Genomic DNA, 13,917 nt, shown 5'->3' on the forward strand with positions numbered 1-13,917 from the left:
CGAGCCCGCGTCGGCCGAGCCCGCACCCGGGGCGCCCGCCGCGCAGCCGGCCGCCGCGGCATCCGCCCCCGCCCCCGACGCCCCGCTCGACCCCGAGCACGTGGAGCAGGTGCGCGCCGGCTACGCCTTCGATGGCCCCGCCCTCGAGATGGGCGCCCTCGTGAACGGCGAGGCGCTGCCCGATGTCCCCGTGCGCATCCCCCTCGCCATGACGAACCGCCACGGCCTCGTCGCCGGCGCGACCGGCACCGGGAAGACCCGCACGCTGCAGCTGCTCACCGAGCAGCTCTCCGCCGCGGGCGTCGCGGTGTTCGCCGCCGACATCAAGGGCGACCTCTCAGGCGTCGCGACGCCGGGCGAGGGCAACGAGAAGCTGCTGAAGCGCACCGAGGGCATCGGGCAGGCGTGGCAGGCGGCGAGCTTCCCCACCGAGTTCTTCTCGCTCGGGGGCGTCGGCACGGGCATCCCGATCCGGGCGACGATCTCGGGCTTCGGCCCGCTGCTGCTCAGCAAGGTGCTGGGCCTCAACGACACGCAGGAGTCGAGCCTCGGCCTCGTGTTCCACTACGCGAACGCCAACGGGCTCGCGCTGCTCGACCTCGACGACCTGCGCGCCGTGCTCGCCTATCTCGTGAGCGACGAGGGCAAGCCCGAGCTCGAGGGCCTCGGCGGCCTGTCGAAGGCGACCGTCGGGGTCATCCTGCGCGAGCTCATCACCTTCGCCGACCAGGGCGCCGACGTGTTCTTCGGCGAGCCCGAGATCGACACCGCCGAGTTCCTGCGCACCGCGCCCGACGGCCGCGGCATCATCAGCCTGCTCGAGGTGCCGGGCGTGGCCGACAAGCCCGCGCTGTACTCCACGTTCCTCATGTGGCTCCTCGCCGACCTCTTCAACGACCTGCCCGAGGTCGGCGACCTCGACAAGCCCAAGCTCGTCTTCTTCTTCGACGAGGCGCACCTGCTCTTCACGGACGCGTCCAAGGAGTTCCTCTCGCAGATCACGCAGACCGTGCGGCTCATCCGCTCGAAGGGCGTCGGCGTCTTCTTCGTCACGCAGACCCCGAAGGACGTGCCCTCCGACGTGCTCGCCCAGCTCGGCTCACGCGTGCAGCACCAGCTGCGGGCGTTCACCCCCGACGACGCGAAGGCGCTGCGGGCCACGGTCTCGACGTACCCGAATTCCGGCTACGACCTCGCAGAGACGCTCACCGTGCTCGGCACGGGCGAGGCGATCGTCACGGTCATGAACGAGAAGGGCGCGCCGAGCCCCGTCGCCTGGACCCGGCTCCGCGCGCCGCAGGCGTCGATGTCGCCGAGCCCGCAGGCCGCGATCGACGCCGCCGTCGCGGCATCCCCCCTGCTCGCGAAATACGGCACCGCGATCGACCGCGAGTCCGCGCACGAGCTGCTCACGACCAAGATGGCGGATGCCGCGGCCCGCGCCGATGCCGAGGAGGCCGCCGCCGCGAAGGCCAAGGCCGACGCCGAATACGAGAGGATGCAGGCGAAGATCCGCGCCGACCAGGAGAAGGCCGACCGCAAGGCGCAGGCCGAGTACGACCGGCTGCTCAAGAAGACCTCGGGCTCGTCGTCGCGCCGGCGCACGCCCGAACGCTCGGCACTCGAGGAGGTGCTCGGCTCGAAGACGACGCAGACCGTGCTGAAGCAGGTGCTCACGGGCATCTTCGGCATGGCGAAGCGCAAGTGACGGCGGCCCGCGAGCGGTCGGATGCCGCGGCCGCGGCCGGTCCCGTCATCCGCCCGTACCGCCCGGCCGACCGCGACGCGATCGCGCGCATCTGCCTGCTCACGGCCGCGGGCGGCGGCGACGCAACCGGCGTCTACTCCGACGACACCCTCATGCCCGAGGTGTACGCGCTGCCGTACGTCGACTACGCGCCGGACCTCGCGTTCGTCGTGGTGGGCGGTGGCGGCGATGAAGCTCCGGTGCTCGGGTACGTGCTCGGCGTCGCCGACACCGCGGACTTCATCGAGTGGTACCGCCGGGAGTGGGCGCCCGGGTTCCGCCGCCGGCACCCGACGCCCGGGGCGCCGACGGGGCGCGACCCGGCCTACTCCGAGGCGCAGCTCCTCGCCGACGGCGGCGACCCGGAACGCATGCGCATCCCCGAACTCGACGACTACCCGGCGCACCTGCACATCGACCTGCTGCCCGAGCTGCAGGGCAGGGGGCTCGGCCGCCTGCTCATCGACACGTTGCGCGCGGCGCTCGCCGAGCGCGGCGTCGAACGCCTGCATCTCGGCATGGACGCCGCCAACAGCGGCGCTCGGGCGTTCTACGACCGGCTCGGCTTCCACGAGCTCCCGTCGAGCACCCCCGACGCGCCGCGGCTCGGCATCGGGACGCGCTAGGACTCGCGCGCGGCGGTCTCGGCGCCGGAGGCGAACGGGCGGCGCTCGAACCAGTACAGCAATTGCGGATCGCTCCGCCGGAGCTCGGCGAGCGTGACCGGCTCCGGCCGCACGGTCTCGTCGATCCCGAGGAGGCGCGCGACGTCGTCCATCGCCTCGTCGTCCCAGAACGAACCGCGCATGCGCAGCCGGCACGCGCCGTCGGCGTCGACCACGAACAGCTGCCGTGTCGTGTCGAGGGTCGCGCCCCGGTACAGCTCGAGGCGGATCACGCCGGCGATGTCCCGTGCCGCCGTGACCTGCACCTGTCCGAAGAACCCGCGTTCGACGATGCCGAGCTCGCTCACCACGACCTCGGTGCGGCGATAGCGGCGCCACGCGAGCCCCGCGGCCACGAACACGAGCAGGACGACCGACGTGACGATGCGCACGTCGCCCGTCGGCGGGAGGGCCCACAGGTCGGCGATGACGAGCGGGAACGCGAGGGCGGCGAGCGTGAGTCCGATGCTGCGGACCAGGGTGCGACGCGGCCTCAGGGTCCCCACCCTGAGGCCGTCGCCCCCTGCTGTCGTCGTCGCGGTGGCGGAGCCCCCTGAATCCCCATTCCTCGCACCCACCCGCGCCGCTGACATCTCTGTCATCATGCGCTGCGCGTACGCGTCGCGCCATTCGGCATTAAGGGGGACACGGCGCCGTGAGCCGGCTCGGGATCGCGCGGCATCCGCTCGCCCTCGCCTGGCCGAGCCGCCCGGCGAGTAGGTTGGAGCGCAGGTCGAGGGCGGCCGAACGGCTGCCCGGGTCGGGAGGAGTCGGGCGGATGCCGGAGCGCACGCGGGTGGCACTGGCCCTGGGTTCGGGAGGCGCGCGCGGCTACGCGCACATCGGGGTCATCCAGGTGCTCGAGGAACGCGGCTACGACATCGTGAGCGTCGCCGGCAGCTCGATGGGCGCCGCGGTGGGCGGCCTGTACGCGGCCGGCGTACTGCCCGCCTACACGGACTGGGTGCGCACGCTCACCCAGCGCGACGTGCTGCGGCTGCTCGACCCGACGCTCAAGGCGCCGGGCGCGATCCGCGCGGAGAAGATCATGTCCCGCGTGAGCGAACTGCTCGGCGGCGTGCGCATCGAGGACCTGCCGGTCGCCTACACGGCGGTGGCGGCCGACCTGCTCAGCCACCGGGAGGTGTGGTTCCAGGACGGCCCGGTCGACGTGGCGATCCGGGCCTCGATCGCCCTGCCGAGCTTCATCACGCCGGTCATGCTCAACGGGCGGCTGCTCGCCGACGGCGGCCTGCTCAACCCGGTGCCCGTCGCGCCGACCGCCGCGTCGCGTGCCGACCTCACGATCGCGGTGCTCCTCTCCGGCAACTCGACGGCGCGACCGCCGACACCCCAGCGGGCGTCGGCCGAGACGGAACCGAGCGAGGAGTGGATCGGACGGTTCCGTCGTACCGCCGCCCAGGTGCTCGATCGCGATGTCGTGCGGATGGTCACGCGTCGCTTCTCCGGCGGGAAGCCGGTCGGGCCCGAGACCGCGGCCGGCCAGGCGCTCGAGGAGGTCTTCGGCGAGCTCCCCGCGGGCCTCCGGATGTTCGACGTCATGCAGCTCTCGCTCGACACGATGCAGTCGCTCGTCGCCGACTACCGGCTCGCGGGCTACCCGGCCGACCTCTACGTCACGGTGCCGAAGGACGCGGCCCGCGTGCTGGACTTCCACCGCGCCGACGAGCTCATCGCGCTCGGTCGTGAGCGGGCGATCGCAGCGCTCGACCGTGCCGCTGCCGCGAGCCCGAACGGCACGGGGCCCGACGAACGGACGACCGGGCGACTGAACCCGCTCTGACGCCGGCGCCGATCGCGAGGGGTGTTCGCCACAGGCCGTCGTCCTGTGAGCGATGGATCGTGGCAGCGCGACCACGATCCCGAGGGCGGGCGCCCAGCTCGCGCAGGCCGCCGCGCAGGTGGCGCGCACCGGGTCGCCCGAGCGGGTGACGGAGGAGGTCGCGGTGCTCGACGAGGCCCGGCGTAGGCTGTACTCGATCCTCGCCCAGGACTGACCGCGTGCCGCGAGCACGTCGGCGTCAAGGAGACTTCATGGCCGACGTCAGGCACACACGCGCCCGCTACCGGCGGATCCTGCGGTTCGCCCTGCGGTACATGGTGCAGGCCTGGTGGTTCGAGCTCGTCCTGCCGCGGATCGGGTTGGCGGGCTTCGCCGCTCGCGGCCGTGCGGCGAGGCTCCAGCGCATCGCGCGGAACTTCCACACGCTCGCGGTCGCGCTCGGCGGACTCATGATCAAGGTGGGGCAGTTCATGTCCTCGCGACTCGACGTGCTGCCGCCCGAGATCACGAGGGAGCTCGAAGGGCTCCAGGACGAGGTTCCGCCCGAGGAGTTCGCGGCGATCCGGGCGCTCGCCGAGTCCGAGCTCGGCGTCCCCTTGGAGCAGAAGTACACCTCCTTCGACCCGACGCCGCTGGCGGCGGCATCCCTCGGCCAGGCGCACCGCGCCCGCCTGGCGCCGTCGGAGGCCGAGGAGACCGGGTTCGCCGATGTCGTCGTGAAGGTGCAGCGGCCGGGCATCGAGGTGATCATCGACGTCGACCTCGCGGCGCTGCGGAAGGTCGCGGGATGGCTGAACCGGGTCCGGCTCGTCTCGAGCCACGTCGACCTGCCCGGGCTCGTCGAGGAGTTCGCGCAGACGAGCCTCGAGGAGATCGACTACCTGCACGAAGCGCAGAACGCGGAGCGGTTCGCGCACGACTTCGCCGACGACGAACGCGTGCGCGTCCCGGAGATCGCGTGGGAGCGCACGACCCGCCGCGTGCTCACGCTGCAGGACGTCACCGCGATCAAGATCAACGACCTCGCCGGGTTGCGCGCCGCCGGCATCGATCCGTCGGCGGTGGCGGCGGACTTCGCGACGGTGATGCTCGACCAGCTGTTCGTCGGCGGCTTCTTCCATGCGGACCCGCATCCGGGCAACATCTTCGTCACCCCGGTTCCCGACGGTACGGGACCGGGCGGGCGCAACTGGGTGCTCACGTTCATCGACTTCGGGATGATGGGCGAGGTCCCCGACACCCTGCGTCAGGGCATGCAGCGGTTCCTGATCGCAGTCGCTGCGCGCAACGGACGGCAGCTCGTCGACAGCATCCGGGACCTGGGGGTGCTGCTGCCGTCCGCCGACACCTCGGAGCTCGAGCGGGCCCTGACGGCGTTGTTCGCCCGCTTCGGCGGGATGGGGTTCGCGGACCTGCGGCAGGTCGATCCGAAGGAGCTGGAACGGTTCGCGATCGAGTTCGGCGACACGATGCGTTCGCTTCCGTTCCAGCTCCCCGAGAACTTCCTGCTCATCATCCGTGCGGTCTCGCTCACCTCCGGCATGTGCAGCGGGCTCGATCCGCAGTTCAACATCTGGAACGCGGTGGAACCGTACGCCGCCCAGCTCCTTCGCGACGAGCGCGGCGGCGTCGTGCGCGCGTTCGCCCAGGAGGCCGTCTCGATCACCGGTGTCGTGGCGCGGCTGCCCCGCCGGCTCGACGACGTGGTCACCCGCATCGAGGACGGGAAGCTCGCCGTCGACACGCCGCGCCTCGACCAGCGCGTCCGGCAGCTCGAGCGCACCGGACGCCGGATCGTCTCGGCGATCCTGTTCGCCGGCCTGCTCATCGGCGGGACCCTGCTGCGTCCCGATGCGGTGGTGCTCGGCACCGTGCTCATGGCGGCGTCGGCGCTGCCGCTGCTGCACGCGCTCTTCGCTGGGCTGGCCGGCCGGCGCGGGCCGGGCTGAGCGGTGAGTGTTTCGTTTGGCGGAGGATGGGGGATTCGAACCCCCGAGGGCTTTCACCCAACACGCTTTCCAAGCGTGCGCCATAGGCCACTAGGCGAATCCTCCTGGCGGGCAGCGACGTTCGGGAACGCGCGGCCTCTGAAATCGTACCCGACTTCGAGCGGGCCCGAGTGCACCGGCATCCGCTCGAGCAGGTAGAATGGATGACGGCTCCCCGCGTGGCGCCATCCAGGCCAACTCCCCCAGGGCGGAAACGCAGCAAGGGTAACCGGGCTCTGGCGGGTGCGCGGGGGGTCTTCTTCGTTGCCAGCCCCCACGCCATAGGCTGGGCACCGTGGCGCACAGCATCTACATCTGTTCCGCCGAGGGCAACGCGGGCAAGTCGACGGTCGCGCTCGGCACGATCGACACGTTGAGCCGGCGCGCCACCCGCGTCGGCGTCTTCCGCCCCATCGCCCGCTCCACCGAGGAGCGCGACTACGTGCTCGAGCTGCTGCTCGCGCACGAGGGCGTCATCGACCTCTCGTACGACGAGGCGATCGGCGTCGGCTACGACGAGGTGCACGCCGACCCCGAGGCTGCGCTCTCCACCATCGTGCGCCGCTTCAAGGCCGTCGAGGGCCGCTGCGACGCCGTCGTCATCCTCGGCTCCGACTACACGGATGTCGGCAGCCCCACCGAGCTCGCGACGAACGCGCGCATCGCGGCCAACCTCGGGGCGCCCGTGCTGCTCGTGGTCGGCGGCCGCGTCGCCCAGGGCCGGGGCTCCTCCGAGCACATCGGCTACTCGGACGCCCGCACGCCCGACGAGCTCGCGCAGCTCACCGAGCTCGCCGTCGAGGAGCTGCAGCGCGAGCACGCCACCCTCCTCGGGATCGTCGCGAACCGCGCCGATCCCGATCGGCTCGACGACATCGTCGCCGCCGTGCGCGCGGCCGCGGGGCCGGCGACGGATGCGGGCGCGCGGGCGCGCACCGACGCATCCGGCGGCGCCGCGGCATCCGTCGCCGTGTGGGCTATTCCCGAAGACGTCTACCTCGTGGCGCCGTCGATGCGCAGCGTGATGCAGGCCGTGCACGGCACGCTCTACGCGGGCGATCCCGAGCTGCTCGAGCGCGAGGCGCTCGGGGTCGTCATCGCCGCGATGTCCATGGAGAACGTGCTGACGCGCCTCATCGAGGGCTCGGTCGTCGTGGTGCCGGGCGACCGCAGCGAGGTGCTGCTCGGCGTGCTCACGGCGCACGCCTCGGCGACGTTCCCGTCGATCTCGGGCCTCGTGCTCAACGGGGGCTTCGCGATCTCCGACACCATCGAGCGGCTCATCGACGGGATCAAGTCGGGCCTGCCGATCATCCGCACCGAGCTCGGCAGCTACGACACCGCGCTCGCCATCACGCAGACCCGCGGACGACTCGCGGCCGAGTCGCAGCGCAAGCGCGACACCGCCCTGTCGCTCTTCGAGAAGCACGTCGACGGGCAGGCGCTGCTCGACCTGCTCGACGTCGCGCGCACCGACGTCGTGACCCCGCTGCTCTTCGAGTACGGCATCCTCGCCCGCGCCCGCGAGGCGCGCAAGCACATCGTGCTGCCCGAGGGCTACGACGACCGCATCCTGCGCGCCGCGGCCACGCTGCTCGCGCGCGACGTCGCCGAGCTCACGATCCTCGGCGAGGAGATCGAGATCCGCGCACGCGCGATCGGCCTCGGGCTCGACATCTCACGCGCCACGGTGCTCTCGAACCACGACCACGTGCTCGTGTACCGCTTCGCCGACGAGTACCAGCGGCGCCGGGCGCACAAGGGCGTCACGCTCGAGCAGGCCCGCGACACCGTGCAGGACGTCTCCTACTTCGGCACCATGATGGTCGAGCTGGGGCTCGCCGACGGCATGGTCTCTGGGGCGATGCACACGACGGCGCACACCATCCGGCCCGCCTTCGAGATCATCAAGACGAAGCCGGGCGTGCAGGTCGTCTCGAGCGTGTTCCTCATGGCGCTCGCCGACCGCGTGCTCGTCTACGGCGACTGCGCCGTCGTGCCCGATCCCACGGCCGAGCAGCTCGCCGACATCGCGATCTCGTCGGCGCACACGGCGGCGCAGTTCGGCATCGAGCCGCGCATCGCGATGCTGTCGTACTCCACCGGGGAGTCGGGCACGGGCGCCGACGTCGAGAAGGTGCGGCGCGCCACCGAGCTCGTGCGCGAACGCGCGCCCGAACTGCCCGTCGAGGGCCCGATCCAGTACGACGCGGCATCCGATGTCGCCGTCGCACGCACCAAGATGCCCGACTCGGATGTCGCGGGGCGCGCGACGGTGTTCATCTTCCCCGACCTCAACACGGGCAACAACACCTACAAGGCCGTGCAGCGCTCGGCCGGGGCAGTGGCGATCGGACCGGTGCTGCAGGGGCTGCGCAAGCCCGTCAACGACCTCTCGAGAGGGGCGCTCGTGCAGGACATCGTCAACACCGTGGCCATCACGGCGATCCAGGCGGCGGATGCCTCGTGAGCATCGTCCTCGTCGTGAACTCGGGTTCCTCGTCGCTCAAGTACCAGCTCGTCGACGTCGCCGCGGGCGAGCCGCTCGCGGGCGGACTCATCGAGCGGATCGGCCACGCCGACGGACGCGCGAGCCACACCGTCGGCCACGGCGACGATGCGCAGACGTTCCGCGAGGAGGTCGGCGTGCCCGACCACGACGCCGCGTTCGCGCGCATGCTCGAGGCCTTCGAGGCGCACGGGCCGTCGCTGGCGGAGCACGCGCCCGTCGCCGTCGGCCATCGCGTCGTGCAGGGCGGTGCGCGGTTCTTCGAGCCCACCGTCATCACCGAGCTCGTGAAGATCAACATCGACGAGCTCTCGGTGCTCGCGCCGCTGCACAACCCGGCGAACCTCGCGGGCATCGTCGCGGCCGAGCACGCGTTCCCCGGCGTGCCGCACGTGGCGGTGTTCGACACCGCCTTCCACCAGACCATGCCGCCCGCCGCGTACACCTACGCGATCGACCGCGAGCTCGCCGAGAAGCACCGCATCCGGCGCTACGGGTTCCACGGCACGTCGCACCGGTTCGTGTCGCGGGCGGCGGCCGAGTTCCTGGAGCGGCCCGTCGAGGAGCTCCGCGTCATCGTGCTGCACCTCGGCAACGGCGCCTCGGCGTGCGCCGTGTCGGGCGGCCGCTCGGTCGAGACGAGCATGGGCATGACCCCGCTCGAGGGGCTCGTCATGGGCACGCGCTCGGGCGACATCGACCCGGCGATCCTCCTGCACCTCGAACGGCGCGCCGGCCTCGATGCCGACGGCGTCGACGACCTGCTCAACAAGCGCAGCGGCATCCTCGGCCTCGGCGGCCACGGCGACATGCGCGACCTCGAGGCGGCGGCCGAGGCGGGCGACCCCGACGCGGAGCTCGCGCTCGAGGTCTACACGCACCGGATCCGCGCGTACGTGGGGGCGTACGCGGCGCAACTCGGACGGGTCGACGCGATCGTGTTCACGGCCGGCGTCGGCGAGAACTCAGCGCGCGTGCGGGAGCTGTCGCTCGAGGGGCTGGAGGGCTTCGGGGTGGAGCTCGACGCCGAGCGCAATCGCATGCGGGGGAGCGGCGCCCGCCGCATCTCCACGGATGCCTCGCGCACCGAGGTGCTCGTCGTGCCCACGAACGAGGAGCTCGAGATCGCCCGGCAGGCGCTCGAGGTCGTCGAGCGCTGACGCGGGGCCGGGTCGGGCGGGTCTCGATACACGGGCGACTTCGTCGTCCGCACTCGACCGGCGGCGGGCGGGGTTGTGCGAGGGGTCTCGATGCGCGGGCGACTTCGTCGTCCGCACTCGACCGGCGGCGGGCGGGGTCGTGCCGTTCGCAACTCCGGAAGGGCGGCGGGAACGGCCGCGTTGCGACATCCGACACGCCGGTGGGCCCGTCGTTGCTCCGGAGTTGCGCACAGGCGTGAGTCGCGCACGGTGAATATACAAGAACCCTTGTACAACGGTTCTTGTGCACGTAGGTTGGCCTCATGAACGAGGCACCGCGTACCGGCTCCGGCGTCGACCCGTCACGGAGCGACCCGTCGCGTATCGACCTGCATGACGCCGGTGCGATGCGCGCGCTCGCGCACCCGATGCGGCTCCGCATCCTCGGCCTGCTCCGCGTGGACGGGCCGGCCACGGTGGGCATGATCGCCGAGCGCACGGGGGAGGCCGCGGGATCAGCGAGCTACCACATGCAGACGCTCGCGAAGCACGGCTTCGTCGAGCCGGCGCCCGAGCTCGCGCGAGACCGCCGCGAGCGGTGGTGGCGCGCCGCGCACCAGGTCACGAGCTGGCAGCCCGCGGAGTTCCTCGGCGATCCCGAGCGGCACGCGGCATCCGACGCCATGCGGCGCGCCGTGCTCGACGCGTACCATCGCGAGCTCCTCGAGGCGCTCGACGCCGAGGCCCACCTCGACGCCGAGTGGGTCGCGGCATCCGACTCGAGCGACGGCGCGGCCTACCTCACCCTCGACGAGTTCCGCGAGCTCGGAGCCGACCTGGCCGCCGTGCGTGAGCGGTGGTTCGCGCGTGGGCGCGACGAGCGCGAGCGGCCGGAGGGGGCGCGCGCCGTGCGGTGGATCACCCACACGTTCCCGAGGCCCGCGCGATGAGCGCCCGAGCAGGCACCGCAGCGCCGACGGCGACGCCGGCTCCGCGCCGCCGCCTGCCGATCCTCGCCCTGTTCGCGGCGCAGTTCTGCTCGCTCTCGGGCAACGCGATCGCGCTCATCGCCATCCCGATCATCGCGCTCACCGAGACAGGCTCGGCGCTCGCCGCAGGCGTCGCCGGCGTGTTCGCGACGGTGCCGCTCATCATCGGCGGCGCGCTCGGCGGTGTGCTCGTCGACCGGTTCGGCTATCGCGCCTCGAGCATCGTCGCGGATGTCGCGAGCGGGCTCACGGTGCTGGCGATCCCGCTGCTGAGCCTCACGGTCGGCCTGCCGTTCGGGGTGCTGCTCGCCCTCGTCTTCCTCGGCGGCCTGCTCGACCCGCCGGGCGACACCGCGAAGACGGTGCTCGTGCCCGACCTCGCCCGCCTCGCGCGGATGCCGCTGGCCCGCGCCGCGGGCGCGCAGTCGACGGTGCAGCGCACGGCGTCGATGATCGGGGCGGGCGTTGCCGGGGCGCTCGTCGCGATCGCGGGTCCGGTGCCCGCGCTCGTGGTGGATGCGGCGGGGTTCGCCGTGTCGGCCGTGCTCGTGGCGTGCTTCGTGCCGCGTCGCGTCGCGGCATCCGTCATCGCGGCGGCCGACGGCGCCGCACCGGCCGACGGCGCCGCACCGCTCGCTGACACGGGCGCGACGGGCGAGGCGGGCGCGCGCGATGCCCACGCGGCCGGCGGGTTCGTCGCCGGCATCCGCTTCGTCGCGGGCTCGCCGCTGCTGCGGGCCATCGTGCTGCTCGTCACCCTCACGAACGCGATCGACGCCGCCGGCATGACCGTGCTGAAGCCCGTCTACGCCACCGAGGTGCTCGACGACCCGGCGATGCTCGGCTTCATGGTCGGATGTTTCGCGGCAGGCGCCCTCACGGGCTCGGCCCTCTTCGGGGCGTTCGGCCACCGGTACTCGGGCCGGCTCATGTTCGCCACGTGCTTCGTGCTCGCCGGAGCGCCCCCGTACCTGGCGATGGCGCTCGGAGCGCCGCTGCCCGTGCTGCTGCCGGTGCTGGCGTGCTCCGGCCTGGCCGCGGGAGCGCTCAACCCGATGATGGCGACGGTCATGTACGGCGAGGTCACCGACGGCATGCGCGCCCGCGTGTTCGGCGCCACGACCGCGGGGGTCGCCGCGTCCATGCCGCTCGGGGCGCTCCTCGGCGGGCTGGCCGTGGAGCAGCTCGGACTGGTGCCCACGCTGGCCGCCTGCGGCGCGCTGTACCTCGTGCTCGGGGCGAGCCCGCTCGTCATCCGCTCGTTCGCGGGGCTGTCGGCGGCTCGCGCGCATGGCGCGGCCGACGCGGGGGCGCCGCTCGAGGCATCCGGCGCACTCGCCGACACCAGCGCCCGCGCCTGACCGCGGCTCCGGATCAGCGCACGAGCCGCGCGCAGTCGATGCAGAGCTCGGCCGTCGGGCGGGCGTCGAGCCGCGCGACGGTGATGCGCTTCCCGCAGCGCGTGCACACGCCGTACGTGCCTTCGGCGATCCGCGCCAGGGCGCGGTCGATGTCGTGCAGCTCGGCGGTCACGTCGGCGAGCACGGCGGTGCGCTGCGACCACTCCTGGGTCATCGTCGGGCCCTCGGGGTCGTGCTCGTCGTCGGCGACGCCGCCCGCTTTCGCGGCGCGCACCTCGCTCATCGCCGAGTCCGAGCCCGCCATCCGCGCCAGTGCGTCGGCACGCTCGGCCTGCAGCCTGGCCGTGAATCGCTCGAGTTGCGCCGGTGTCATCGTCATCGAGGGCCCCGCCTTTCGTTGCAGGAATGGTACGCCTGCGGCATCCGGACGTCGTGTCAGACCCGGCAACTACGATTGATCCGTGGTCACCGCCCTGTATCGCCGTTATCGGCCTGAGACGTTCGCCGAGATGATCGGCCAGTCGCAGGTGACCGAGCCGCTCATGACGGCGCTCCGCACCGACCGCGTGAACCACGCCTACCTGTTCAGCGGGCCACGCGGTTGCGGCAAGACCACGTCGGCGCGCATCCTCGCGCGCTGCCTCAACTGCGCCGAGGGGCCCACCGACACGCCCTGCGGCGTGTGCCCGAGCTGCGTCGAGCTCTCGCGCGGCGGCAGCGGCTCGCTCGACGTCGTCGAGATCGACGCGGCGAGCCACAACGGCGTCGACGACGCCCGAGACCTGCGCGAGCGCGCCGTGTTCGCCCCGGCCCGCGACCGCTACAAGATCTTCATCCTCGACGAGGCGCACATGGTCACGTCGCAGGGATTCAACGCGCTGCTCAAGCTCGTCGAGGAGCCGCCCGACCACGTCAAGTTCATCTTCGCCACGACCGAGCCCGACAAGGTGCTCGGCACCATCCGCTCGCGCACGCACCACTACCCGTTCCGGCTCGTGCCGCCGGCGCCCATGCTCGAATACGTGCAGAAGCTCTGCGACGAGGAGGGCGTGCAGGTCGAGCCCGGTGTGCTCTCGCTCGTGGTCCGCGCGGGCGGCGGCTCGCCCCGCGACACGCTCTCGCTGCTCGACCAGCTCATCGCCGGGTCCGAGAGCTCCACGGTCGGCTACGAGCGCGCGGTTGCGTTGCTCGGCTACACCCACGGCGCCCTGCTCGACGAGGTCGTCGACGCGATCGGGGCGGGCGACGCCTCGGGCGCCTTCGCCGCGGCCGACCGCGTGGTGCAGACCGGTCAAGACCCGCGTCGCTTCGTCGAAGACCTGCTCGAGCGCCTGCGCGACCTCATCGTCGTCGCGGCCACGAGTCCCGAGGCTGCCGCAGCGGTGCTGCGCGGCATCCCGTCCGATGAACTCGCCCGCATGGGCGCGCAGGCCGCCGCCTTCGGTTCGGCGGAGCTCTCGCGCGTCGCCGACCTGGTCAGCCAGACCCTCACCGAGATGACGGGCGCCACCTCGCCGCGCCTCCACCTCGAGCTCATGCTCGCGCGCGTGCTCGTGCCCTCCGCCGACGACTCCGAGCGCGGCGCCCTCGCGCGAGTCGAGCGCCTCGAGCGCCGCATCGGGGTCACGGATGCCGCGGGGCCGGCCGGCGAGCCCGAAACCGGCCGCGCGCCGGCTCCTGCCGTGGCGGCCGCCGAGTCGCGCGCGCAGGCCGCG

11 protein-coding genes, 1 tRNA gene, 1 other RNA gene and 1 pseudogene are annotated in these 13,917 nt (G+C 72.6%); 11 read left to right on the plus strand and 3 right to left on the minus strand.

Features of this window, described 5'->3' with window-relative positions; genetic code table 11:
• Together EDM22_RS18545 and EDM22_RS18550 are read left to right on the plus strand one after the other, a co-directional pair.
• The coding region (locus tag EDM22_RS18545; protein WP_122938566.1) for a helicase HerA-like domain-containing protein at positions 1-1,708 on the plus strand (1,708 nt) is incomplete at its 5' end.
• On the plus strand, positions 1,705-2,373 hold the full coding sequence (locus EDM22_RS18550) for a GNAT family N-acetyltransferase (RefSeq protein WP_122938567.1): 669 nt from the start codon (positions 1,705-1,707) through the stop codon (positions 2,371-2,373). The genes EDM22_RS18545 and EDM22_RS18550, both read left to right, overlap by 4 nt.
• On the opposite strand, the gene EDM22_RS18555 is transcribed toward EDM22_RS18550, so the two are convergent.
• On the minus strand, positions 2,370-2,918 hold the full coding sequence (locus EDM22_RS18555) for a hypothetical protein (RefSeq protein WP_122938568.1): 549 nt from the start codon (positions 2,916-2,918) through the stop codon (positions 2,370-2,372). The genes EDM22_RS18550 and EDM22_RS18555 overlap by 4 nt on opposite strands.
• A 272-nt stretch (positions 2,919-3,190) precedes the next feature.
• Between EDM22_RS18555 and EDM22_RS18560 the strand changes: the two genes are divergently transcribed.
• The 3 genes and pseudogenes from EDM22_RS18560 (at position 3,191) to EDM22_RS18570 (ending at position 6,165) form a co-directional block, all read left to right on the plus strand.
• Positions 3,191-4,216 (plus strand): patatin-like phospholipase family protein, encoded by a 1,026-nt coding sequence (locus EDM22_RS18560; RefSeq protein WP_122938569.1) that lies wholly within the window; start codon positions 3,191-3,193, stop codon positions 4,214-4,216.
• 73 nt (positions 4,217-4,289) lie between these two features.
• Positions 4,290-4,430: pseudogene (locus tag EDM22_RS18565) on the plus strand (PadR family transcriptional regulator); the annotation flags it as partial.
• Between the two features lie 37 nt (positions 4,431-4,467).
• Positions 4,468-6,165: an ABC1 kinase family protein gene (locus EDM22_RS18570; protein ID WP_122938570.1), complete on the plus strand. Its 1,698-nt coding sequence runs from the start codon at positions 4,468-4,470 to the stop codon at positions 6,163-6,165.
• Between the two features lie 17 nt (positions 6,166-6,182).
• Here EDM22_RS18570 and EDM22_RS18575 read toward each other — a convergent pair.
• Positions 6,183-6,270, minus strand: a tRNA-Ser gene (locus EDM22_RS18575).
• 100 nt (positions 6,271-6,370) lie between these two features.
• Here EDM22_RS18575 and ffs point away from each other — a divergent pair.
• The 5 genes from ffs (at position 6,371) to EDM22_RS18600 (ending at position 12,202) form a co-directional block, all read left to right on the plus strand.
• Positions 6,371-6,467: signal recognition particle sRNA small type (gene ffs, locus EDM22_RS18580), an RNA gene on the plus strand.
• 32 nt (positions 6,468-6,499) lie between these two features.
• Complete coding sequence (gene pta / locus EDM22_RS18585) at positions 6,500-8,674, plus strand: phosphate acetyltransferase (RefSeq protein WP_122938571.1); 2,175 nt, start codon at positions 6,500-6,502, stop codon at positions 8,672-8,674.
• Complete coding sequence (locus EDM22_RS18590) at positions 8,671-9,873, plus strand: acetate/propionate family kinase (protein WP_122938572.1); 1,203 nt, start codon at positions 8,671-8,673, stop codon at positions 9,871-9,873. The genes pta and EDM22_RS18590 overlap by 4 nt, the downstream gene beginning before the upstream one ends.
• Before the next feature lie 302 nt (positions 9,874-10,175).
• Entirely contained in the window at positions 10,176-10,802 is a 627-nt protein-coding gene (locus EDM22_RS18595) for a winged helix-turn-helix domain-containing protein (protein WP_122938573.1), read from the plus strand.
• Entirely contained in the window at positions 10,799-12,202 is a 1,404-nt protein-coding gene (locus EDM22_RS18600; protein ID WP_122938574.1) for an MFS transporter, read from the plus strand. Before EDM22_RS18595 ends, EDM22_RS18600 begins: the two co-directional genes overlap by 4 nt.
• A gap of 13 nt (positions 12,203-12,215) precedes the next feature.
• Here the strand turns inward: EDM22_RS18600 and EDM22_RS18605 are convergent, their stop codons facing one another.
• A complete protein-coding gene (locus EDM22_RS18605; protein ID WP_122938575.1) occupies positions 12,216-12,581 on the minus strand; it encodes a TraR/DksA family transcriptional regulator in 366 nt (121 codons plus the stop codon).
• Positions 12,582-12,663: 82 nt separating this feature from the next.
• Between EDM22_RS18605 and EDM22_RS18610 the strand changes: the two genes are divergently transcribed.
• On the plus strand, positions 12,664-13,917 hold a 1,254-nt coding region (locus EDM22_RS18610; RefSeq protein ID WP_122938576.1), incomplete at its 3' end, for a DNA polymerase III subunit gamma and tau.

Origin of the sequence: Agromyces tardus (genome assembly GCF_003710805.1) — a bacterium.
Lineage (GTDB): Bacteria > Actinomycetota > Actinomycetes > Actinomycetales > Microbacteriaceae > Agromyces > Agromyces tardus.

Bases quoted from the DNA above. Each gene is read 5' to 3' on its own strand.
- EDM22_RS18560 (WP_122938569.1), top strand. From the start codon at position 3,191: ATGCCGGAGCGCACGCGGGTGGCACTGGCCCTGGGTTCGGGAGGCGCG.
- EDM22_RS18570 (WP_122938570.1), top strand. From the start codon at position 4,468: ATGGCCGACGTCAGGCACACACGCGCCCGCTACCGGCGGATCCTGCGG.
- EDM22_RS18595 (WP_122938573.1), top strand. From the start codon at position 10,176: ATGAACGAGGCACCGCGTACCGGCTCCGGCGTCGACCCGTCACGGAGC.
- EDM22_RS18600 (WP_122938574.1), top strand. From the start codon at position 10,799: ATGAGCGCCCGAGCAGGCACCGCAGCGCCGACGGCGACGCCGGCTCCG.
- EDM22_RS18605 (WP_122938575.1), bottom strand. From the start codon at position 12,581: ATGACGATGACACCGGCGCAACTCGAGCGATTCACGGCCAGGCTGCAG.